Source organism: Aliinostoc maniaoense, from assembly GCF_058172895.1.
Map to the genome: position 1 here is coordinate 6,480,656 of NZ_CP187952.1, position 24,973 is coordinate 6,505,628.

Annotated in this window: 15 protein-coding genes and 1 tRNA gene; 6 read left to right on the plus strand and 10 right to left on the minus strand. The window is 42.2% G+C overall.

Annotated features, from left to right (window positions below):
- Positions 1 to 39: 39 nt before the first annotated feature.
- The 3 genes from panB (at position 40) to ACPZ3T_RS28485 (ending at position 2,690) form a co-directional block, all read left to right on the plus strand.
- Positions 40 to 810, plus strand: a complete 771-nt coding sequence (gene panB, locus ACPZ3T_RS28475; RefSeq protein ID WP_490272780.1) for a 3-methyl-2-oxobutanoate hydroxymethyltransferase — start codon at positions 40 to 42, stop codon at positions 808 to 810.
- A 191-nt stretch (positions 811 to 1,001) separates the two neighbouring features.
- On the plus strand, positions 1,002 to 1,769 hold the full coding sequence (locus ACPZ3T_RS28480) for a Uma2 family endonuclease (protein ID WP_490272781.1): 768 nt from the start codon (positions 1,002 to 1,004) through the stop codon (positions 1,767 to 1,769).
- 66 nt (positions 1,770 to 1,835) lie between these two features.
- Positions 1,836 to 2,690, plus strand: a complete 855-nt coding sequence (locus ACPZ3T_RS28485; protein WP_490272782.1) for an HIT family protein — start codon at positions 1,836 to 1,838, stop codon at positions 2,688 to 2,690.
- Between the two features lie 47 nt (positions 2,691 to 2,737).
- Here ACPZ3T_RS28485 and ACPZ3T_RS28490 read toward each other — a convergent pair whose 3' ends face one another.
- Together ACPZ3T_RS28490 and ACPZ3T_RS28495 are read right to left on the minus strand one after the other, a co-directional pair.
- Positions 2,738 to 3,388 (minus strand): group I intron-associated PD-(D/E)XK endonuclease, encoded by a 651-nt coding sequence (locus ACPZ3T_RS28490; protein ID WP_490272783.1) that lies wholly within the window; start codon positions 3,386 to 3,388, stop codon positions 2,738 to 2,740.
- Between the two features lie 67 nt (positions 3,389 to 3,455).
- A tRNA-Arg gene (locus ACPZ3T_RS28495) sits at positions 3,456 to 3,529 on the minus strand.
- 328 nt (positions 3,530 to 3,857) lie between these two features.
- On the opposite strand from ACPZ3T_RS28495, the gene ACPZ3T_RS28500 reads away from it, so the two are divergent.
- The 3 genes from ACPZ3T_RS28500 (at position 3,858) to ACPZ3T_RS28510 (ending at position 6,499) form a co-directional block, all read left to right on the plus strand.
- On the plus strand, positions 3,858 to 4,517 hold the full coding sequence (locus ACPZ3T_RS28500) for an Npun_F0813 family protein (RefSeq protein ID WP_490272784.1): 660 nt from the start codon (positions 3,858 to 3,860) through the stop codon (positions 4,515 to 4,517).
- A gap of 112 nt (positions 4,518 to 4,629) precedes the next feature.
- Positions 4,630 to 5,487, plus strand: a complete 858-nt coding sequence (locus ACPZ3T_RS28505; protein ID WP_490272785.1) for a hypothetical protein — start codon at positions 4,630 to 4,632, stop codon at positions 5,485 to 5,487.
- Between the two features lie 16 nt (positions 5,488 to 5,503).
- Positions 5,504 to 6,499 (plus strand): transposase, encoded by a 996-nt coding sequence (locus ACPZ3T_RS28510; RefSeq protein WP_490272786.1) that lies wholly within the window; start codon positions 5,504 to 5,506, stop codon positions 6,497 to 6,499.
- 53 nt (positions 6,500 to 6,552) lie between these two features.
- On the opposite strand, the gene ACPZ3T_RS28515 is transcribed toward ACPZ3T_RS28510, so the two are convergent.
- The 8 genes from ACPZ3T_RS28515 to ACPZ3T_RS28550 form a co-directional block, all read right to left on the minus strand.
- Positions 6,553 to 7,854: a hybrid sensor histidine kinase/response regulator gene (locus ACPZ3T_RS28515; protein WP_490272787.1), complete on the minus strand. Its 1,302-nt coding sequence runs from the start codon at positions 7,852 to 7,854 to the stop codon at positions 6,553 to 6,555.
- Entirely contained in the window at positions 7,851 to 10,628 is a 2,778-nt protein-coding gene (locus ACPZ3T_RS28520) for a CHASE2 domain-containing protein (RefSeq protein WP_490277400.1), read from the minus strand. Before ACPZ3T_RS28520 ends, ACPZ3T_RS28515 begins: the two co-directional genes overlap by 4 nt.
- A gap of 311 nt (positions 10,629 to 10,939) precedes the next feature.
- Positions 10,940 to 11,926: a DUF928 domain-containing protein gene (locus tag ACPZ3T_RS28525; protein ID WP_490272788.1), complete on the minus strand. Its 987-nt coding sequence runs from the start codon at positions 11,924 to 11,926 to the stop codon at positions 10,940 to 10,942.
- 337 nt (positions 11,927 to 12,263) lie between these two features.
- Entirely contained in the window at positions 12,264 to 14,822 is a 2,559-nt protein-coding gene (locus ACPZ3T_RS28530; protein WP_490272789.1) for a CHAT domain-containing protein, read from the minus strand.
- Between the two features lie 90 nt (positions 14,823 to 14,912).
- Positions 14,913 to 17,399, minus strand: coding sequence for a two-partner secretion domain-containing protein (locus ACPZ3T_RS28535; RefSeq protein ID WP_490272790.1), 2,487 nt, complete (start codon positions 17,397 to 17,399; stop codon positions 14,913 to 14,915).
- A gap of 58 nt (positions 17,400 to 17,457) precedes the next feature.
- Positions 17,458 to 20,181 (minus strand): two-partner secretion domain-containing protein, encoded by a 2,724-nt coding sequence (locus ACPZ3T_RS28540; protein ID WP_490272791.1) that lies wholly within the window; start codon positions 20,179 to 20,181, stop codon positions 17,458 to 17,460.
- A gap of 297 nt (positions 20,182 to 20,478) precedes the next feature.
- Positions 20,479 to 22,932 carry a two-partner secretion domain-containing protein gene (locus ACPZ3T_RS28545; protein WP_490272792.1) on the minus strand — a complete coding sequence of 818 codons (2,454 nt, stop codon included), beginning with the start codon at positions 22,930 to 22,932 and terminating at the stop codon, positions 20,479 to 20,481.
- A 69-nt stretch (positions 22,933 to 23,001) separates the two neighbouring features.
- On the minus strand, positions 23,002 to 24,771 hold the full coding sequence (locus ACPZ3T_RS28550) for a ShlB/FhaC/HecB family hemolysin secretion/activation protein (protein WP_490272793.1): 1,770 nt from the start codon (positions 24,769 to 24,771) through the stop codon (positions 23,002 to 23,004).
- Positions 24,772 to 24,973 lie beyond the last annotated feature (202 nt).

A 24,973-nucleotide genomic window follows, 5' to 3' on the forward strand; every position in this document is an offset into this window, starting at 1 on the left:
CTACAACCTGTAGCCTATAACCTGTAACCTGTCACCTCTATGGCAATTACTACCCAGCAGTTAATTCAATTCAAACAACAGGGACGTACAATTGTGGCGTTGACAGCATGGGATTGTGCGATCGCTCACATCCTGGATGGGGCTGGTGTAGACTTAATCCTAGTAGGGGATTCAATGGCGGCAGTTTTAGGCTATAAAAATACTCTGCCAATTACCTTAGACCAAATGCTACACCATGCCCAAGCTGTTTGTCGTGGTGTAAAACGGGCTTTGGTAGTGGTAGATTTACCGTTTTTGACCTATCAAGAAAGCATCTCACAAGCTATACACTCGGCTGGGCGGGTATTAAAGGAAACAGGCGCGCCAGCAGTTAAATTAGAAGGTGGCTATCCCGCAATGGTGGAAACTGTAGCGCGGTTAGTACAGGCGGGTATTCCGGTGATGGGTCATGTGGGTTTGACACCGCAGTCAGTACATCAATTAGGTTTACGACAACAGGGGAAGACCGAGGAAACAGCCAAGAGAATTTTAACTGAAGCGATCGCTCTAGAGCAAGCGGGTGTATTTTCTATTGTTTTAGAGCATATACCCGCAGATTTGGCAATGCAGATTACACAAAAACTTACCATTCCCACAATTGGTATTGGTGCAGGTTCTCATTGTGATGGTCAAGTTTTAGTTACCTCAGATATCCTAGGATTATCAGAAAAACAACCACCATTTGCCAAAGTCTATACAAATTTGCGGGAGACAATCACTAAAGCTGTACAAGATTACGCTACAGAAGTACGCGATCGCAAGTTTCCATAATATTAAACTATTGGGCATAGGCGATCGTTTCTCTTGTCTCATTCCTTGAGAATATAGGCAAGTCGGTGAGAAAAAATCTAACTATCTTAAGAAAGGTAAACTAGGCTAAAACCCTCTTTCCCCCTGCTCCCTGCCCCCTTACCCCCTGCCTAATCAGAACTACAAATATTTACCCTGTTCTACTTATATTTATGGTTCTACAAATCAGCCCTACTCAAAAAAAATTAAATGTTACTTGGGAAGCACTCCCCAGTGACTTTATCTTACCTGATGACCCAGTGGAAAATATTCAGCAACCCCCTCTTGCAGCAGCACTTACAGATGCTTTAGGTTCTAACGGACGCATTCAACCTCAAATGCTCATTGGTTCTAATTTTGGATTAGTAGCGACAGTTAATAAAAAAATTGTTGTTAAAGCACCTGATTGGTTTTATGTACCCCAAGTGCAGCCTGTAGCGGCTGATGTGATTCGTCGTAGTTACACACCGCATTTAGAAGGCGCGGCTGTGTCTGTGGTGATGGAATTTCTTTCCGATACAGAAAATGGAGAACTATCAGTCCGCTCTAGTCCCCCATACGGTAAACTCTATTTTTATGAAAAAATTCTGCAAGTTCCCACCTACGTCACCTACGACCCCTACGAACCCATTGTAGAAGTACGGTGCTTGCAGGATGAAAAATATGTTTTACAGTCACCAGATACTAATGGGCATTTTTGGATTCCTGAGTTGGAATTATCTTTGGGAATTTGGCCGGGTGAAAGACTTTGCCAAACCATGAATTGGCTGCGTTGGTGGGATAGGGAAGGAAATTTATTATTGTGGAGTAGTGAACAAGCACAGGAAGAACGTCAACGCGCTGAACAGGAACGTCAACGCGCTGAACAAGAACGTCAACGTGCTGAGATATTAGCTGCTAAACTGCGTGAACTAGGTGTTGACCCGGATGCGATCGCCTAATGTCATCAGGGAATAATTAATTATAGACTCCCTGTGCGATCGCTCGTGAAATCAACACCAAATTGCATGAAGCAGCCAAAAAATCAATTTAGCCATCTCACGGCAATTGAAAGAAGTTATCTGTCATTTCCTGCACAGTTTTTATTAAATCAAAATCTGCTCCAAGGTAAAATATTAGATTTTGGTTGTGGCTTTGGTAATGATGTGAAATTATTACAACAAAAAGGTTTTGATATTACAGGTTATGACCCTTACTATTTTCCCCAATTTCCTCAGCATAAATTTGATACCATACTTTGCTTTTATGTTTTAAACGTTTTATCTCCTGACGAACAAACAAATGCCATCATGGAAATATCCCATTTATTAAAACCAGGAGGTAAGGCTTATTTTGCAGTTAGACGAGATATAAAAAAAGAAGGTTTTAGAGAACATTATGTTCATAAAAAGCCTACATATCAATGTATTGTGAAACTACCTTTTAATTCTATTTATTTAGATGATATGCGGGAATTATATGAATATAATCATTACAACTATCAGAGAAATTCACCTAATTATTGTATATTCTGCAATCCCCATAAACATCTTAAATTAGTAACTGAATCAACTACAGCATATGCAATTTTTGATGGTTATCCTATCAGCCAAGGACACGTTTTAGTCATTCCTAAACGTCATGTCAGCAATTATTTTGAATTACCACTTTCCGAGCAATCTGCCTGTTGGTTAATGGTTAATAAAGTTCAAGAAATCCTCAAACATCAATTTTCACCTGATGGTTTTAACATAGGCATGAATATCAATCGTGCCGCAGGTCAAAATATTATGCACTGCGGTATTCATATCATCCCCCGTTACCAAGGTGATAGTGTTGGTTTGAAAAGTGGTATCAGAAATGTCATTCCTCAAAGGAAATAGTTCGTTAACCGTTCTGTTCACATTAATCAAAACAAATCTTTCAAGCGTCAATTGCTATGTAACTTTTTCTTTACCCAATAACCTCTGGGTGGTTTCTCTATACCATAAGCTTGACACCACTTTTCTACAGCCTTATCAGACACACCAAAGTCTTTACCAATTTGGACTGTAGGTTTTTCCCATACAAGTTTTTCTAACTCTTGTTTTGATGGTCTTTCTACTTTTCTAGTAGAAATTCTAGCCTCTACATTAACCTTTCTAGTTGTTAAATCAATTCCAAATTCCTTGTAAGTTCGCTTAGGTGCGTCTTCAGTAAATTCTGTAAAATCTTCCCACCAATAAAAAGGTGTTGCTGATAATGGTAATTGAGTAGTTATATAACAACCACCAAAGTTAACTGATGGATAAACTACTTTGTCTATATCAGGTAAGTAGACAGCATAAAAATCAAAATCTTCAGCTTGATACTTTTTTTGATGCGTACCGTTTCTATCTACCCAAATAGTTTTTTTCACTACTCGGTTGTCTGCTGCATATTTAGCTTGTATTTTGTAAAATTTGTTGTCTTTATATGCAACAAAATCAAAAGGTGAATGCTCACAAACAACAGGTGCAAGAATCAAGTAACCTTTAAGGGTAAGATCAGCGATCGCTTTTGTAGCTGCGATATCCCCTTTATTCTTGGTATGATGCAACACAAACAAACATTTTTAGGCAAAACTAGATATTATTTTACAGTGTTTAAACTTTAATATCTACTGAGAACAGGCGCGGCAGGGCTCGAACCTGCGACAGTCCGCTTAGAAGGCGGATACTCTATCCAACTGAGTTACGCGCCCAAGTCAAAACTTAGGCTTTTTTTAGAGCCATATATAAAATTATATCGTTACCTCTACGAATAAGCAATCAAAAAATTGCGGATTCACAGATGATCAGGCTAAGATGCTAGGCGCAAGTTAGTCAATCTAGCGTAAAAATGCACCAGATTGGCTACTAATCAGCTATATTATGTGGTCGATGGGTGGTTATTTGCCTGTTGATGTGGCTCGCCTGAGAATAGGCTATTCTTGCACACCACGTAAGTAATCGCACTCTTGGCGATGTCGCCAAATCAGATTATAAATCGCATATCTACAAAGCCCCTGTGAGGAGTAATTTGCTAGTGCCATGTTTATTTTGAAACGGCAGGATGTTGAAATATCAAGCATTCAGCACCCAAAAAAGGATCAGCAAGTGCCGATTCTCCATTATCAGGGGCAGACGTTTCGCTTGATTAGTGTGTTCAAAGCTGGCCAAGAAGAAGAAGCAAGAACCTTGTGGAGAGAATTAACCGATAATCGGGGTAAGGCTTGCGTGTTGCTGGAAGAACCGGAACGCTTTAGCGTCTGGGGTAAAGTCCGCTTAGACCAAATAGATAATGATACTGGCGGACACAATAAAAACGGTATTTTCGTGCAAGCGAGTATTTTGCTATTGCAAGCCGTTCACATGGATATTGAAGAGTTTTTGGGAGCAAAACAGGCTTCATTATTTGAAAAAGATATTGCAGAAGTGATGAAACAGCAACAGCTACCTGAGATGGGTTCAATTGAAGCGGTGAAGTACTGGGTAGCTAATAACCCTCTAGAGTCTGCCAAACTTCCCCCCTGGAAAGAAAATCATGTAGTGAGCTTTTTACAAGAACTACATAAATTAGGCAAGACTTATTTTGGTAATGCCAATTTTGCCAATCAAGTAGCCAATTACTTAGAGGATATGGCAGAAGGAGAGCGATCGCTATTTCTATCTTGGCTAAATCAATCTTCACTGAGTAAACTGTGGCAATAGCATAGAACTTGTCACAAAAAAACAACTATTGACGGTTGCTATTTACTTACAGTTGTGCATATAGAAGTTCTTGCTGACCACAATTTTGCCAGAGTGCATTTAGTCACATCCTATGAATAGTTCTTACAAAAATTCACCCCTCCCTACTAAATCGCTGTTAACTACCCAAAACATAGTCTTGGCTAGTATTGGCTGGGGTGTACTGGCACTGCTATACTTTTTATTGTTTAGTGCCAAAGTCCCTGGAGCTGATGGTGTAGAAACCCGTGCCGAGTGGTACGTAATTGGTACAAATATTTTTGAAGCATTAGCTTATCTGGGTGCTGGAATTTTATGCTTAAGGAATTGGCGTAGTCAACAGATTGTGAGTAGTCGAAATGTCTGGCTAGCCATTGCCATAGGTATGATTTCTTATTTCCTAGGAGGGATATTTTTTGGTTACACAGAAATAGTTTTAAAAGATGAACCGGATGTATCCATTGGCGACGTGTTTTTTGTACTAACGTACATATCTTTGGGCATAGGCATGATTTTAGCTGTGGCTGCTAGGCGAATAAATCTAGAAAAATGGCAATGGTTAGTTGTCTTAGGAATTGGAGTCTTTGGTAGTGTGTTGGCATGGTGGATTTCTATGCAGCAAGCAAAAGGCTCTAGAGACGTATTAGCCACAATTTTGAACTCATTTTACATAGTCAGCGACGTATTGCTATTAATTATCGCCACCACCCTGCTATTAGCCTTTTGGGGAGGACGAGTTGCTCAATCCTGGAGAATGATTGCAGCGGCCGCGTTTTCGCTCTACATTGCAGATATGTGGTTTCAATACGCCCAGGGCCCAAATTATCAAAGTGGAGAACTTTTAGAAGTGTTTTGGGTATTTAGTGGAGTGTTATTTGGTATGGGGGCAGCCCTAGAATATGACGCATCATTAAGCCGAACTAGGCGGGAGCGCACAAGAAAACGAGCATAGAAAATTGGTGTCTACCGTGAGAAAACTAACAAATTCTGACAAACAAGAAATTCTCAAATTGTATCGAGAGACTGCGGAAACAACCTCAACTTTAGCAGAACGCTATGACGTGAGTAACTCCACCATTAGCCGTCTGCTCAAGAGTACCTTGCCAGAAGATGAGTACGAATACCTCGTTTCATTAAAACGTGCGGCAAGGACTCCTGAAGGTAGAGCGCAAGTCAGCTATGAACAAATACCGGTTTTTACTCAACCAGAGCCAGAAGTAGCAGCTAAAAGCCAGGAGAAACCCCGTTTAAAATCTGCTGTCATTGAGCCGCCAAGGCAGGTAGAAGAACCTGTAACTTCACCAGAGCTAGAAGAGGAAGAAAAACCAACCCAGCCTGTGAGAAGGGTGCGAAAACGTGCTGTGACAGAAGCAGAGGTAACACCAAAGCCAAAGCCAGCAGTTGCCAAGCAGTTAGAAATCCCAGTTGAACGAGTGGAGGAAACAGGCGATATTTCAACTCCTTTACTAGAGGATGACAAATCGGATGTAACTGCTATTGCCAGAATGCTGGGAGAAGATTTACTAGACGAGTCCGAAGATTTAGAAGATGAGGAGGATTTAGAAGACGAAGAAGATTATGAAGAGGAAGAAGAAGATTTTGAACACCCAAGACCCCTTGTAAGTAGAAGGAGGCTAGGAGAAATACCAGTTCAAGTCTTACCATTATCAGTAGCTAGCTTGCCTAAAACTTGCTATTTGGTAATTGACCGCTCCTCAGAATTAATTACCAGACCCCTGAAAGATTTTGGTGATTTAGGGCAAATTCCCAGCCTGGAAACCCAGCAAAGAACTTTACCTGTGTTTGATAATCACCGTGTCGCCAAGCGGTTTTCGACCAAGCGCGATCGCGTGATTAAAGTTCCTGATAGTAAAATGCTGCATAAGGCTCGCACTCATTTGCAAGCTAAAGGCATTACCAGACTATTAATTGATGGTCAGGTTTATTCCCTATCTCTGGTTTAAAATTCAAGATTTCCAGGTTTTTAGAGACGTTGTATGGCAGCGTCTCTATTTTTTCAACTAATCGGCAGATTAATGATAAAAGTTGTCCCCTGATTAGGGATAGATGAACAAGTAATCTGTCCATGATGTTTATTGACAATAATTTCGTGACTAATAGCCAATCCTAATCCCGTCCCCTTACCTACAGGCTTAGTGGTAAAAGATTGCTCAAAAATTCGGGCTTGCACTTCTGGAGGCATACCACAGCCGTTATCTTGAATGCAAATTGTGACATTTTCTCGCTGAGAATCAACGGATGTACTAATTTTAATAGTAGGAGAACTATCCATTACCTGCTGAGAATCCTTAAGCTGGTGTTCCTCAAAAGCATCAATAGCATTAGCAATAATATTCATGAATACTTGGTTAAGTTGTCCAGGATAGCAACTAATTGGAGGTAAATCAACATATTCTGTAATCACCGTGATTGCAGGATGATTGTTAATTCCTTTCAAGCGATGCTTTAACAACATCAAAGCACTATTAATTCCTTCGTGAATTTGAAACTCTACTTGTGAGGAAATATCAGCACGGGCAAAAGTTCTCAAAGATAAACTAATATCTTTGAGGCGATCAATTCCCTGGTTCATTGAGTTGAGTAATTTCGGTAAATCCTCATGAATATATTCCAAATCGATTTCTTCAACTAAATCTTCAATTTCCGGGTCTAAATTTGGTAACTTCTCCTGTTGAAGATTAACTAAACGACACAGACCACTTGTATATTCTTCAATATGGGATAAACTACCAGCAATAAACCCAATTGGGTTATTAATCTCATGACCAATACCTGCCACAAGTTGTCCCAGAACAGACATTTTCTCACTTTGAATTAGTTGTAATTGCGTTTGCTGTAAATCCTGTAGAGATTGAGTTAATTCTGCGGTACGCTCTTTTACAGATGCTTCTAATGTTTGGGTGAGATGGGAGATTTTTAAATGTAATTTTAATCGCGCAATTACTTCTTCCTGTTGAAAGGGTTTGGTAATGTAATCAACTGCACCAATTTCTAATCCTTTTACCTTGTCTGTAGCATCAGCAAGAGCAGTCATAAAAATCACCGGAATATTCTGGGTGATGGGATTAATTTTCAGCCGACGACAAGTTTCAAAGCCGTCAATTCCTGGCATCATCACATCCAGAAGAATTAAATCAGGATTAGCATATTCTGTTTGCTCAATTGCGGATTCTCCATCTGTCGCCATGAGAGCTTTCCAACCATGTCCTTGAATGCACTCAGATAGCACCTTGAGATTATTAGGATTATCATCCACCAAGAGGATATGTATTGGCTTTGAGTCAGCAGTAGTTATCATTGTCGTAACTCCGTTGTAATCAACGATTTGAGGAATTTACGGATTTTTGCAGTTTGAAAATTGGCAGTTAGTTTGCTCAATTCATCTGCAAACACACTCAGTTGGGTATTTTGTTGAGTGAGTTCTTTCATCATTCCCTCAATTGCAGGAATATCTCCCATCATTGCTAGGTGATATATTTGTTGCAAAATCTCCTGAGATGGCAAAACCAATTCACTATCCGGTAATGTCACAGATGGGGGAGGTGATGTTTGTGGTGGGGATGGCTCATAAATCCAGCCAAATTTCAACACTGAATTTATGCCATTGAGTAGCTCATCTTTTTGGAAAGGTTTGGGAACAAATGCCGTTGCGCCTGCTTGTAAACTGCGCTCACGATTTTCTTCAAAGACGTTAGCCGTACAAACAATTATGGGAATATTATCCGTTTGTGGACTTCCTTGTAGATGAACTATTAACTCAAACCCATTCATATTTGGCATCGATAAATCCAACAAAATTAGATCGGGTTGATGTTCAATAGCCAGAGCTAACCCATTTTTGCCATCGTTAGCTTCTAAGGTGTGACAACCAACTTCTTGCAGCAGACTACTTAACATAGAACAATGATTTTGATCATCATCAATAATCAAAATCCGGGGTGCATTACCCTCAATACCAATGATTTTTTGATGGGTTGCAGAATAGGAATAATTGGTATTTCCCCAGTCATGGGCAAGGGGAATTGGTACTTGTAAATCTAACCAAAATACACTGCCATTTCCTAATTGACTTTGTACCTGAATTTCGCTCCCCATCAAGGCGGTAATTCTTTGACTAATAGCCAATCCCAAGCCTGTACCTTCGGAACGCTGTTGTGCTGAACCCACTTGCTCAAAGGGTAAAAAGATTTGTTCTAGTTGTGGTGGGGACATTCCCACACCAGTATCCTCAATTTGGAAGCGAATTTTGGCACTGGGGGATTCCCCTTCTACAATCTCCAGTAGCTCTACTTTCAAAGTTACGCCACCTTGGTTGGTGAACTTAATAGCGTTCCCCAACAAATTAATTAACACCTGGCGTAGACGCTTTTGATCTGTTTCAATATTGGACGGTAGGCGATCGCTCACTATCACCTGAAAATTAATTCCTTTATGCTTGGCGCGGATGCCACAAATTTCAGTAATTCCATGTAGGAACTCTGGTAAATATACAACTGCCGTGACTAATTCCAATTTCCTGGCTTCTATTTTTGACAGATCCAGAATGTCATTAATCAGCATCAACAGATGCGAACCACTTTGATAAATAATCTTGACTCCTTCCAGGTTTTTCTCTGTCATATCTGATGCTGTTTCTAGCAGTTGAGCAAAACCCAGAATGGCATTCAGTGGTGTGCGTAATTCATGACTCATATTAGCCAGAAACTCACTCTTGGCTTGGTTAGCCGCATCAGCAGCTTGCTTGGCTTCCATCAGTTCATGAGTGCGTTCTTCAACTTTTAACTCCAGGGTTTTGGAATAATCTAAAAGTTGACCATTGGCAATTTCTAGTTGTTGATTTGCTGCTTCTAACTTTTGCTGTTTATAGGTATTGGTGGTGGCGATGACAGTACCTAGGAATGCTGCTAGGGCAGGTGTGATTGGGATCAAAACGCCATTTAAAAATAGCCCATAGCCACCCCCCAGTAATACCCCACTCATCCCCAAACTAGCCCAAAAGATGTTACCACCAGGAATCCGGCGTTTCTGACAGATACTACCTAAGCACCAACTACCTGCACTACCAATCACAGCCCACAAAACAATCCAGGATGAAGTAGCCAGCCCAGAAATACCGTTGAGGTTAGTTTTGCCAGTTTTTGCACCTCGCACCAGTTGCAGAGCAATATTGGCATGAATGACAACACCGGGAGTGGGTTTTTGAGCAGATAACCCAGCCGAAAAGGGGGTGCTAAAAAAGTCATTGGTGCTGGAGGCGACTGAGCCAATAAATACCATGCGATCGCGCATCAAATTGGCGGGAATTTTACCCGCTAAGACATCGCGCATAGCCACTGTATGAAAGGCTGTTTCTGAACCATGCCAATTGAGGAGAATTTGATAGCCGCCTAAATCTTCATGAGGATAACCAGCTTCCTGATTTTTCAGGGGGACGTAGATGGCTTTACCTAGGCGAAACTTTTGCTTTTGTGCATCAACGGATTCTAGGGTGATATTTTCGGCTGCTAGATATTTAAGTGCCACCAAAGTTGCTAATCCAGCTTTGATATTACCCTGCTCCTTTGCATCCTCTGCCGTCAGCAAAGCACGACGCACAAAGCGATCGCCATCTAGCACCAAATCAGCTAATCCCACCTGATCAAGTTTTTTCAGTGCTGGAGGCGGATTGACGCGTTCACCAGTCATTTTCTCAACTCCAATCAAATTAGGAGTAGTAGTAAAAACCTGCTGTAGTTGTTGGTGTCCACTACCTTCTGGTAAATCCCGATATAGATCCAAACCGATGGCACGGGGTTGCTGGGCGCGGATTTTGGTGAGTAATTCAGCCAATGACCAATCTGGAATCGGCCATTTACCCACAGTTTGAATATCCCGTTCATCAATTGTGACAATGACAACTTCATCCGCGATCGCCATAGATGTTCGCTGACGCACCCATTGATCGCGTAATTTCCATTCCGGTAAATTAAAAAGTCCCAATGATTGTCCAACAATTACTGTCAGAGCCACACTGGGAGTAATCATCAAAATGCTGCGAGTGTTTTGCAAAAAAACTTGGAGTTTGCGCCACATACTTGTTTGCGCCATGCGGTAAATTTTTCTAATTAAAAACCAGATGGTATCTGATTAAGAAGCAGGGGGCAGGGGGCAGGGGGAACTAAAGGTACAAACCGAACTCCTGTCCGTTCGCGGAGCGTGTCGTAGACAGACGCTCTTGCTAGCTTGCTTCCCAGGAGGGGTAAGTTCTGCGCCGCTAACACCCCTTGCTATGCCCTGAGCTTGCCATTGGCGGAGCTTCTCGGAGAGAAGGGAGGGTGATTTTCCCCCTACTCCCTGCTCCCTGCTCCCCTGCTCCCTGCTCCCTTGCTCCCTGCTCCCCTGCTTTAGTTAGCTGATGCCACTACAGGAGCAGTAACAATATCCTTCAAGCTAACTGAGGAAAGAAGTTCTTCCCATTGCTTGTTGATGGTGGCATTATTGGGTTGTGCAGATTGAATGGTAGCTAATGTAGCTACACAGTCATACCACACCCCGTTTTTACCGAAAGCAGTTGCTAGCTGGAGAGCATCTTTTTGCTGCATCGCCGTAGACAATTCCACGCTCGGCTGGATACGTTGAATCCAACCATCTACGTAAGGTGTACTGGGGCTAAGTTGTCCATTCACTTTCAAAGCTAGAAACCATTGGTAATTTTTGCCCACAGCCAAAGCCGGTGCATCGGCAGGCAATTGGACAGCAATCACCCCTGTTTTCCCAGCCACAGGAATAGTCATTTTGTGGTGCATATTACCAACTTCATCTTTGATGCTGAATACAGCCGTTTCTGCATTGGAAGCAGGGATATACACCATCACCGTGGGACGCTCTAAGACTGTTGTGCCATAGAAACTTTGAGGTAGCAAAGCAATCAAGGCGGCTGGAGTACCTGTGTCTACATTGCCAGGATTTAATTCGTAAGTCCCTACGCGAGAAGCTCCGGCAGAGGCTTGTCTGGGCGCACGGTTGTCTTTGTCTGGGGTAAATAAATTACCGCGAGAAGCTCCGGCAGAGGCTTGTCTGGGCGCACGGTTGTCTTTGTCTGGGGTAAACAAATTACCGCGAGAAGCTCCGGCAGAAGCTTGTCTAGGCGCACGGTTGTCTTTGGCTGGGGTAAATAAATTACCGCGAGAAGCACCGCCAGAAGCTTGTCTGGGCGCACGGTTGCCTTTGTCTGGAATAAAAATGCTGCTACGCGAAGCACCACCAGAAGCTTGCTTGGGCGCGCGGTTATTGATAGGTGGTGTAAATTTCACTGCATAGGCAGTAGTCCACATACTACTAGCCACTAGAGCAGCGACACTTAAAATACTGGCTAAGTAACGTTGTTTCATGGTGTTTCATTATGATTTTGATTGTCATATCAAATACATGGTTTATTATTTGATTAAAAAACTCATGGATTAGTTGGCAATCAAGTCATCAAAGGGTATACATATTAGCAGTTATATCCAAAATTTAAGCAAACTTCCATGAAGTAAATGACTATTTTATTGCATATTAATTAAGTGCTAATACTTAGGCAGGGTTGGCTGAGAAAGTTCTTTGGCGGGGGTAGGCAACAGGGGGAGAAGGAGCAACCGAAGTAAGGTTTAAAGCCGTACTTCTCTCCCCGCCCAAGCCACTCCCCTTAGTTTTCCCTGTTGCCCGTTCCCTGTTCGCTGTTCCCTTTCACAGCCAATTCCCAACTAAAACAAAAGCCGACCAGAAAAATGGTTCGTGGAAATCAGTTTGGCGAATCAGGTTAATTTGTGCCTGTCGTAGTGCCTCAGCTTTAGTGATGTTGGGTTGTCGTAGTTGGTGATAGAAGCGAGTCATCAGCATTTCAGCTGCCTTGTCTTTAACTGGCCAAAGAGTAGCAATAGTAGAACGTGCGCCAGATTTAACAGCTAAACCCGCTAATCCTAGGACAGCGCGATCGTCTCCTGTGGCTGTATCACAAGCACTGAGTACCAATAACTCAATTGCCTGAGAGGAATTACCACCATGATTTTTTAAGAGTTCGGATAATTCCTTAATATTGACTTGTCCATCCCAGGTAAGTAAGTATGTATCTTCGAGGCGGGAACTAAATTGTCCGTGGGTGGCTAGGTGGACAACATTGGCCTGATTAAATTTCATCCGCTCTGCCAGGGCTTGATTAGTAAATTTCTGGTTAAGTAACATCAAAGATGGTACTGTCTGGGAAATTTGCTTGACTTCTGATTCCACAGCAGGCAAGGCACTAAAACCAGCACGAGATTGACTGATACCAGCAACGATCGCATTAATTTTGTCTTGTTGTAATGATTTGGCTCTCATCAGTTGCAATCCCGGTGATAGGGCGACGGCATATTTCTCAATCAGATATTGCTTACCGTCATACAGGGCTGCCATCGGAATATTACGTAATTTACCATCCAAAACAAATACCAAAGTTTTACTATCTTTAAAGGCTTGATCAGTTTCCGCCGGACGAATGAGCCAATCATAAATTTGTTGGGAAAATCGCTGTCTGTCTTTGCTATCTGAAACTGGATTTAGCCCAACCAGCAAATTATCCAAAGTTTGCTCAATTTCTGCCTGAGATGCTTGAGCGAGATAATACCGCAGGGGTTTTCCAGCTTGAGAGAGAATCACCGCTAGGCGATCGCGTAAGATAATCGGATAGATGACTGTGGCAGTAGGATCAACTTGATCAATCTGCGTGGTTTTATCTAAACAAGCTTCACGAAAAAAGTTATCCAGTTCTGCAACTTGCAGAGATTCAATTAATTCACGAGCTTGCATCAGTTCAGCCTGACTCGGTTGATTCGCTAACAGTAAACCCACCAGTTCCCGATATACAGGCTCTACACTTTCCCGAAAAGAAAACTGCACATCAGAGTTAATGGCAGCTAAATCAGAACGCAGTGCTTTTAACGCTTTGACGGCTTCAGTATAAGCAGCAATGGCTTGGGAGCGATCGCTCTTTTGTTGATACAATTTTCCTAACTGCCATGCCGATTGAGCAATAATATCGTCGGCTGCTAGTTGACGGGCAATATTCAAAGATTGCTCTGTTAGTTTCTTGGCTTCAGACCACTGTTGGGTGCGACTATAGATTTGTCCCCACTGATGTAAAGCATAAGCCGTGGCGGTTGTATCTTGGATTTGCTGTGCAGACTTGACTGTAGCCGCCATGAGTTCTGCCTGCTGTGCGATTGGCAGCATTGATTGAGAATTAGAGTGACGATTAATAAGGGCAACAAAATTAATAGCTGCGTAGAGAGAATTGTGACTGGGGGGTAGTTCTTGTAGTTCTTGCCAGATTTGCGGTGCAAGGGATGCGGCATATTCTGGTTTATTGTAGTCGAGTAATAGGTGAAAACGAGCCAACCGCCCTTGCAAACGCTCATTGGGATTAGTGGCTAATTGTTCAGCTTGTTCAAAGTAATTGAAGGCGGCTTCTGGGTCTTGCCAATAACTGGCATTTTTGCCTAAATTAATTAAAATCGAACTCAATTGCGGTTTAGAGTCAATTTTTTGGGCTATGGCTAAACTTTGCTCCAGAACCTTTTGACTTTGGCGATCGCCAATCATTTGCAGAGCTAAACCGAGCGATCGCAAACTACTAACTTTCACTTCTGAATCTGGCATGGTTGCCAATTTTGATGTTAACGCCTGCAATTTTTGTTGCGATTGGCGGTAAAATCCCAGACTTTGTAAGGCTTGTGCTTGATTAATTTGAACCCCCAAACTACCTGTTATATCCCCTGCCTGTTCATAGAATTTTTGTGCTTGCTGCCAACTCAACAGGGCAGTTTCAGCTTTGCCAGTAGATAATTGCAACTTGGCTTGAGTGTTGAGTAATTGCGCCCAAATAATCGCATCGGCGGGTTGAGCAGTTTGCACCAGTTGTAAGCTTTGCTCAATTGACTGCTTGGCAGTGTCCCATTGATGAAGTTCCTGTTGGGCTAGGGAGAGGTAATTTAAACTGAGGGCTTCATTCAGGCGATCGCCTTGGCTACGGTAATACTGTACAGCCATTTGCCAAGCTGTTGCAGCTTCTGCAAATCGCCCTGAATAGTAGAGGTTGCGCCCCTGTTCTAAGGAGTTGGCAGGTAGCAAAGTTGATACTGAAGCCTTCAGGGGAGAAACTATCGGTGATTGCACAGATGCTTTTGCTGGTGTCATCGTCACAGCTAAACATAAGCTGAAAATACTTAAGCTTACGTATAGCCAACGGCGTTTTTTTAACAGGAAATTCATAAAATCTTCAATCTTGCTCGGCTACTCAATTTATTGATTTTTCAGTCTCCAATGCTTAGAATGCCCTAAATATCAAGGGTTATAACATGATTACTTGGCGATCGCTGTGGTGGTACAGGTGTTGGGAGTGAGATGGGAAAAGTAACTGCTGTGTGGTGTAGCGAAAAGTTCTACTTTGCCATTTGCATTGCGATGCCAACCGCTAGCTTGAACCGGAGTTGCAGGAGAGGCAGGAATTTGGGCTTTTACCGCTCTGGTGGTTTGGTATGCAGAGATATTGCGGGTATCAGACCAAATGCGATCGCTCGTCACTTCTTGACTAGGATTTTGTGGTACACCACCCCTTCCTGTAGCGATAAAACTACTACCTTGAGTTTCAACACAACCTGTAGTAATTTGCTGGGATGGATCAGTAACATTAGCAGGGAGTTCAACTAACCCCGAATTGGGATCAACGCCAAAATTCTTGATATCTACAGTACCGTTCACACCTAATTGGGAACTGGCTGTGATGTCACTCTCAGGAGTCAGTTGGTTGCTTAACTGGAAGCCAAAGATCCCTTGAGTGGTAATTTCAATGTTTCCACCACGACCTGTGAAGGCATTAGCCATAATATCACTGTTCTTTAATCCGACAATAACTGGCGAATTAATCATAATATTGCCGCCATCTCCTGAACCTAAAGCAGTTGTTATAATTAGGCTCTGATTTTGCAGAATTAGGGAGTCTGTGCGGATATGGATATCACCACCTTGTCCTGAAGCTGTAAAACTCGCTAAAAAGCCCTGATTTAAATCCACCATTTCGGTATTGATGTTCAGTGCGCCTGCATTCCCAATCCCATAGTTACCAGTATTAATTCTGGCTTCATCACTAATTTTGAGGATAGGAGTATTGACCGTCACTTGTCCTGATGAGCCTCTAGGAATTTCGCTCACATTTGATAATTGGGTATAATAATCAGCCGTCAAAGAGCCAACAGTTGATGAAATATTACTACCATAAGGAACACTTGGTGATCGTCCATTTATATTAATGGATTCCGTCGCATTAACAGTCAAATCACCTGCATTACCTACCCCAAGACTGGCAGTGGTTACACTACCACTTTCCTTGATTGTGAGTGTGCGAGTATTTAGTCTCAGTTTTCCAGCATTACCACCACGACCAATAGTCGTGTTAGAAATAATGCTAGGAATACTGATGGGCGTTGCTCCAATGACATTCACATGATCGGCATCAATTGTAACTGTACCACTTGTACCAAGTCCAAAGGTTGTCGAGCCGAGATAACCACCATCTAACACAGACAAATTCTGTGTTGTGACTTTCAGATCACCAGCTTTTCCTGTAGAGAATGTGAGTGTTCCAATTGCTGCATAGACTGAAGGGTCAGTAGAAATATAACCATTGACATTGAAATTAGAGGTTGCAATGCTGATATAACCACTATCGGCAGATTTATAATTACGGTTCGCAACTATTGCACCGTTGTTAACGCTTAAATTTGGTGTGACAACGCTAATATTACCACTCGCACCACTGCCAACTGTTTCGTTGATGATACTGGTGCGGATTTTTAAGTCAGCAGTTGCACCTGATAATTTTAAACTCTCGGTAGCGAAAACGTTGATATCTCCACCCCTCTGAATACCTCGATTTTGCACCCATAATACTGAACCGTCTGTGAGGTTGATATTGCGCCCTTGTACCTGAATCGAACCTCCATTGATGCCATTGACATCCACCAGCGATCGCCCTGTAAAATTAATGTCACTAAATCTAGAAACCTTGTCATAATCTAAGTAAAAGCCTTGATTGACGGTATGTATTCTCACCTCACCTTCTGCCACACTGCCTAGTTCCGCTCGTCCTTCCGGCACACGTAAAATACCACCATTTAAATCCATCCCAGAACCTACAAGTGCTAGTGTGCGTCCCAATTTCACAGTCAGATTAGCTTCCGTAACACTGGAAATATAGGGGGTAATCAGAGAATTTTGAGCCGTGAGAAGTTGTCCATATCCTTGCCCTTGAACGCTGATTGGGGCGGAATTGTTGCCCATTTGTAATCCGATGGGAACGTTGATGCTTAATAATGCCTGTTGTGGCAGATTAACAGCACTAAATTCAATTCCATCAGCAAATTTGATGCTATTGGCTGTTGTAGCGATAAAAGAACCACCAATATCTAATTTGGCATTTGCCCCAAAGATGATGCCACTGGGATTAAGTAAAAACAGATTCGCATGGCCATTAGCTTTAATTAAACCGTCAATATGGGAAATATTACCCCCAGTGACACGACTGAAGATATTATCCACATCTGAGGCATTATTAAAGAATACAGAGCCGTTGCTGGGAACTGAAAATTGACTAAAACTGTGAAATAAATTACTGCCTGCATGACTACCATTGGTAATTGTGAAATGATTCTCGTTTGAGGAGACAGTGGTATGAAGACTGCCATCGGAGGTAATCTCAGCCTTGGCACAGCTATGGGACAGCAAAATAATTCCCATGACACCTGCTGAGATTTCAGTCATCCAACCTAAGCAAACGAAAGGTTTCCACATTAATATAGTCTCCATTTATACCATTTTTATTATTCCCATAATGGTATAGTTATGAACGCTAGTTAGGTAGGGCAGCACAGTTTAACTGTGGCTGTAGTTGGCTGGAAAATGGTGTTGCAACTAACTGAACTTGCCCTTGGTCGTTGCGATGCCAGGAAGTAGCTTGGACGGGAATCTGTCGTTGTGCGGGTGTTTGGGCTGTAACTTTGCTAGTTGTGCTGTATGCAGAAATATTACGGGTATCAGACCAAATGCGATCGCTCGTCACTTCTTGACTAGGATTTTGTGGTACACCACCCCGTCCTGTAGCGATAAAACTACTACCTTGAGTTTCAACACAGCCTGTAGCAATTTGCTGGGATGGATCAGTAACATTAGCAGGTAGTTCAACTAACCCGGAATTGGGATCAACGCCAATCGTATTGACTTGCACCGTACCATTTACCCCAAATTCTGAACTAGCGGTGATGTCACTCTCAGCAGTCAGTTGGTTGCGGAACTGCAAGCCAAAGATACCTTGAGTAGTGATTTGGATTTTGCCACCGCTTCCTAGGACGGCATTAGCTGAAATATCGCTGTTTTCTTTAGGAATAGCGACAATAGACGCAGTACGAATATCGATGTTGCCTCCTGTGGAAGCACCACGAGCATTAGTGATGATGTTACTTCCATGTCGCAACAAAATAAAATCTCTTGCCCGAAGAATAATATTACCTTTACTACCTCCATTCACCTCCGCACGCAAACTAGCAGCATTGTCCAGGAAAATACTATTGGCTTTAATATTTAGGTTGCCTGCATCTCCAGTTCCAGTATTGCTAACAGTAATTTCTCCTTGTTCACGAATACTGATAGTTTGGGAATTAATTATTACTGACCCAGCAGTAAATGCAGTGGTATTAGATGCTGTAATACTGCTATGTAAAATTTTACCGTTAGATAAGACTGAAGATATACCCTCTACATCTATATGATTAACTCGTAAGTCAAGATTTCCTGCATTGCCCTGACCTAAGCTAGATGAGGTGATCTGTCCACCATTAAATACACGCAAGCTATCAGCTGTTAAGTTAATGTTCCCACCATGACCGACCGCATTTTCACCCACCGCCACGGTAATACCACTGACTGTCTGACTAAAACTATCAATTACTGGATCACTGACTTGGACATTTTGAGCATTAATTTTTATATTTCCAGCTTGACCACGACCTGATAATGCACTAGAAATAGCCCCACCATTTTTTATTTGCAAATCTCCTGCATTGACAGTAACGTTACCGCCTTGACCATCTGCAAAAGGTTGAATCGAGCTGATAATAGCACTGGTCAATCCCACAGGTGTAGTTCCCTTAATTTCCAGACGTTCGCTAGCTTTAACGGAGATATCGCCAGCATTACCAGTGGTGATAGACTCAAAACCAGGAAACTGAGAACCAAGTATATCTGTACTAATGCGTCCACCGTTTAACAGACTAACTTGATTAGCTTCAACGGTGATACTGCCGCTATTATTTCTACTACCACCCATAACCAAGGTAGTAATAGCACTGGGCTGAAAATTGGCAACCCCAGTAGCAGGATCAGCAAATGGGTTATATCCACTTATTTCCACATTTTTGGCACGGACGGTAATGTTGCCAGTGCTAGTGTTTTGGATGGGAGTAGATGTGAAATCGAAGGTAGAGCCATAGTTGAGAGATTGCAACCAAGCTCCATTAGCAATCCGTAAACTTTCAGTCTCTACAGTAATATCTCCTGCTTTTGCTCCACTTCCAAAGACAATTGTAGATAATCCAGGGTTGGGATAGTTTTCTGGGGCAGATGCTCCTAACAAGTCTACAAATTCCGTGGTTTTGATGGTGATTCCTTGTCCTTGTCCAAATACTCCTGTTCCAGAATTAATTCCCGAACCTTCCTTAATTGTCAAACCGCGTCCACGGATATTAATTGCTCCCCCATTCACCCCACTGGTATCAATGAGTGAGGATTGTCTGAGGGAAATTGTTCCCCAGTCAGCTATTGTGGGGCTAGTTAGTTGTAATCCTGCTTGATGATTCAATCCCACCTCACCATTTCGCAATGCCCATAATTCAACTCTGCCGTCTGGGTTACTCAGACTAGTTTGATTGATATCAATTTCACCACCCACCAAAGCTAAGGTTTGAGCCTGAAAAAGTTGTGAGGGGCGATACAAGAAGTTGAGTGATGGTGTGCCTTGGGTGCGAATTGCTCCAGCATTATTTCCCAGTTGCAAACCCACAGGAACACTGATGGTTAATAAGGATGGTGGGGTTGTTTCGTTGGCGTTAAATTTGTAGCCATCGGCAAATACGATGCTGTGGGCTGTTGTAGCTACAAATGAACCTTTAATATCAAGATTGGCTTTGGGGCCAAATACTATACCACGGGGATTGAGCAGAAACAGACTGACAGGATTGCCATTTGGGGTAATCTTGATTGTGCCATCAATCTGAGAAATGCTGCCACCAGTCACACGACTAAAGATTGTCGAAATGTTGGAGTTGTTACCTAAATCAAATGTGGCTGAACCATTAGTGGGAACAGAAAACTGTTCAAAACTATGAAATAGATTTTTCCCAGCGATATTACCATTGGTGATTGTATAATCTTTGCCTTGGTTCGATACAGTTACATTGGTTGTAAGACTATTATCTGAAGTGATCTGAGCCTTGGCACAGCTATGCCACAGGACAATGATTCCTATGATACCTGTTGATATTCGAGTCACCCAACCTAAGCCAATATAAGGCTTTGTCATTGCAGAGTCTCCATTTATACCCTATGTTATTATTCCCATAACGGTATATTGATCAACACGGGTAATGAAGAAACTATACTGCTCATATTTGATTTTTGAACAGATACGTATGTAACGCACCACTAATTCCTTTGGTGCGTTACGGCTTACGCCTAACACAACGGCAATATTGCAGGAGGAAAATCCACACTGCAATTTGCCTCCCCTACACATACTACATATATTTAGATTTTTTCAGAAATCAAATTGTATTCTTATGTATGTATTAAAAATAATCATGTAACTTTTGAGAGCCAATTACTTTTGAGACAGGGCAGCACAGTTTAATTGTGGCTTTAGTTGACTGGAAAATGGTCTTGCAACTAGCTCAACTTGTCCTTGGTCGTTCCGATGCCAGGCAGTAGCTTGGACGGGAATCTGTCGTTGTGGGGGTGTTTGGGCTGTAACTTTGCTAGTGGTGTTGTATGCAGAAATATCACGGATATCAGACCAAATGCGATCGCTCCTCATTTCCTGTGTCGGATTTTGTGGTACGCCACCCCTGCCTGTAGCAATAAAACTACTACCTTGAGTGTCAACACAGCCTGTAGCAATTTGCTGCGACGGATCAGTAACATTAGCAGGGAGTTCAACTAACCCCGAATTAGGATCAACGCCAATCGTATTCACTTGCACCGTACCACTCACCCCAAACTGTGAACTGGCAGTAATATCATTTTCAGCAGTAATTTGAGGACGATACTCTAAGCCAATAATTCCCTGTGTGGTAATTTGAATATTGCCTCCACGTCCTCTAACTGCATTGGCAATAATATCGCTGTTTTCCCATCCGATCATGATGGGTGCATTAATGTTGATATTACCACCGTCTCCTAAACCACTAGCTGTGGCAGAAATTTTGCTATCTTGACGCAGAAATAACAACTCTCCTACTTGTAAACTGATATTGCCACCATGACCAGATTCTGTCTGTGCTTGAATGGAAGCTTGATTTTTTAACTCGATGCGATCGCTGGTAATCTTGAGATTGCCAGCATTGCCAGTACCTTCACTAGTAACACTCACGTTCCCACCGTCTGAGAGTGTCAGCTTAGGTGTAGTTATAGTCACATTTCCTGCATTCGCTGTCAGTATATCTGGCAAATTAAATAATTGACGCACTTGTGAACTCAAACGCACAGCAGAGGAATTAATGTTACTTTGATTGTTGGGACTGCTACCACTAATTGCGATCGCTTCGGTGGCATTGACTTGGACATTACCACCATTACCTATAAAGAATGCCGATGAACCAATCGTTCCGCCATTCAATATTTCCAAGTTACCAGTATCTAATCTCAAATCTTTGGCATTGCCATTGGCAAATGTAGTCATAGTGATATTGCTATATAATCCAGAAGGACTTTCACCTGTGACGGTGGTGTTTTGATTGTGGACTATCACCTGACCACTAGAACCACTACCAAACGTCACCGATGATAAGGAAGCTCCCCCAGAGAGTAATAAATTATTCCCATTCACCAAAAGATCACCAGCTGCACCTTTTCCATAGGTACTAGTGGTTATGGATGTTACTCCAGTAGGATTGAGGGGTGAAAAACCGGATAGTTCTATATCTCCTGCTTGAATCTGGATGTTACCACCGTTAGCAGTTCCATAGGTTAAAGTATTAATTCCTGAACCTTTTTGGAGTGTTAGGCGGGGAGTTATAATACTGATATTGGCACTAGATCCAGTTCCCAAGGCTTCGGCACGAATCCAACTGCGAATTTTTCCATCGGGTGTAGTCCCAATCATAGCGATCGCTGCTGATGCTTGCAAATTAATATTTCCACTGGGAAGACTGCCGTAATTCTGAGAGAAAATCACCGAACCATCAGTAAATTCTATATTTCTTGCCTGGAGTTGAACTGCACCGGAGTTAAACCCACTCACATCTAATAGTGACTTTTGCGCCAGTTTAATATCAGCAAAACTTTGTCTCTGCTCATACTCTAATTTATAACCCTGATTAGTCGGTACTAAACTAACTAATCCTGAGCCTCCCAGACTTCCTAATTCTATTTGACCCGTCTCGGCACTCAGCGTAGCACCATCCAAAGTGATATTTCCACCCACCAATGCTAAGGTTTTTCCTGACTGTATTTGTAGTTTGGTAGAGCTAGGATTGCGAATTACAGGAGAAAAACTACTGTTGGTATTGAGGCTATGTCCTGTCCCTTGGACTTGTATGGGTGCGGGATGATTGCCGATTTGCAAGCCAATGGGTACAGTCATTGTTAATAAGGGTTTAGCGGCGGTATTTACCGCACTAAATTCAATTCCATCAGCAAATTTGATGCTATTGGCTGTTGTAGCGATAAAAGAACCACCAATATCTAATTTGGCATTTGCCCCAAAGATGATGCCACTAGGATTGAGCAAAAACAAATTCGCATGGCCATTAGCTTTAATTAAACCCTCAATACGGGAAATCTGACCCCCAGTGACACGACTGAAGATATTATCCACATCTGAGGCATTATTAAAGAATACAGAGCCGTTGCTGGGAACAGAAAATTGACTAAAACTGTGAAATAGATTCTTACCGATGCGATCGCCATTGTTAATGGTAAAGTCATTACCACTTTGAGAAAAAGTAGTGCTAAGGGTAGGATCGGGCGTGACTTGAGCCTTGGCAAGATCACAGCAGCCTAGCATCCCAGCTATCAAGATAACTTTAGCCAAATCCCACATACAGGATGCTTTCATGGTTTAGTTCTCAACTATGTAATCACATATACAAGAGTTCCCAAAATCACATAGTGGTGAAACATAAGATTAAAACGGCGAATATTGTATAGAGAAATACAAGCCATTTTCTTGCAAACTACTTTTGTCACCCTCTACAGATGTCAACGGAATACCCCAATCAAGCCTGGCAGAAAAGCTATCGCCTTGTTTCCACAGCAGTCCTAATCCTGTTCCTACTAAGGTACTGGGTGATGGATTCTTATTTTCCGTATTCCAGCCTGTACCCACATCAATGAAAGGTGTTAGTTGCAGTAAACCATTGATTTTTTTAGCTTGGAGAATAGGCAACCGCAATTCTGCTGATATTAGCAACCCATTATCTGTAAGTAATGTATCTTGACGATAGCCTCTTACACTGACTTGTCCCCCCAAACCAAATTGTTCTAAGGGGACTAAAGAGTCATTGGCTAGTTGTAAATCACCCCTGGCGAAAAATAAAGTATTTGGAGCTAACTGGCGTACCCATTGCATTTGTCCTCGCCAAGCAAAAAAGCGGCTATCTGGCTGCTGTTGGCTAATATTGGCATCAAACCAACCTACTCCCAAACTAAATTGCGATCGCGCCGCAAAAACGTGCTGATTACTACGTTGGGTGTATTCTTGAAAAAAGCGCAGAGCGGAAATATTGGTTTTACCGTTGGCATCTGCACCAGGGGATAGAGCAAATCCGCCAATATTATCAATACCTAACTCTGTTTGACTTGACTGGCGTGAGAAGGATAATCCTATAGCCAATTCCTGGGTTGGTTTCTGGATGAGAGGTTGTCGATAGCCTAATTCGTAAGCTTGAGTATTTGACTGGATATCCAGAACGCTAAATGGTTCTTCAATAACGTGATTCCAACCTTGATTAACACCAAAGAATACAGTCCCATTACGGGCATTAATTGGTAATGTGTAATTCAGGTTGATGGTGTTACTGCCATCAGTATTGGTGTAACCGACCCTGAGGGTATCACCCAAACCGAGTAAATTAGCTTCTTGGATATCTACACCCCGGCGAAAACTCCCGACACTTGGCGATCGCCCATTATCCAAAGTTGTGGTTAACTGGAAAGTATCTGCTTCTTGCACTTCGACTTGCAATATATTTGTGCCTGGAGTCACACCAGACTGCAACTCAGCTGACAAGTTTTGAATACGGGGATTGAGACGTAGCAGTTGTAAGCTTTCTAGTAAGCGTGGTATGTTTAGTGGTTTAGCTGCACCTAATCGAAGGCGATCGCTAATGTATTGACTTTGCAATCGCCGATTACCAGTAACCTTGATTTCTGCTAAAGTGCCTTCAATTACTTCAATTTTCACCACTCCCGCCTCTAATACCTGTGGTGCAATCAATGCTCCCGTTGTCACATAACCCTTATCTGTGTAGAGTTTTGTAATCGCATCTCGGATTTGCAACAACTCCGCAAAGGTGATTTCTCGCCCTACAAACGGAGTTGTAATTGCTGCAAACTGTTCTGGTGTAAACACTGTGCTACCAACAACTTCAATCCGATCAACCTGAAATTTGGCATTAGGATCATCTTGTCCCGGAATTGGCTGTTCTGGAAGTTGAGGTGTAGGCAGTAATTGATCCTGGTTGGAAGGCGGTGGTACTATTTCCGATGGTAAGGGATCAACAGGAATATCATTGAAGCGTTCTGGTGGTAAATCACGGGGATTAGGAGTTTGGGCAATAACTTTAGTAGGAGATTCTGCACAGAATGCGGATTGATAATTGAGTAATAATACTGTTAAGAAAAAACCCAATCTAAAAGTCTTCCAGCCACAAGAAATATTTAACGACCTATTCATTTTGTAGATATATAAATCAGAATTGTTAATAATATTGAGATATTTATAAAAATAAAAATTTTACCTACAACCAAATTGGCATAGGTAGTATTGTTTAGAGCTTCTGGAATAGCGCATGAATGTAGGCTTTAAATCCAAAATCCTGGCTACATACTACTGATACGGGAATGTGATTGAAATCGGCTAATATACTGTTATTTCT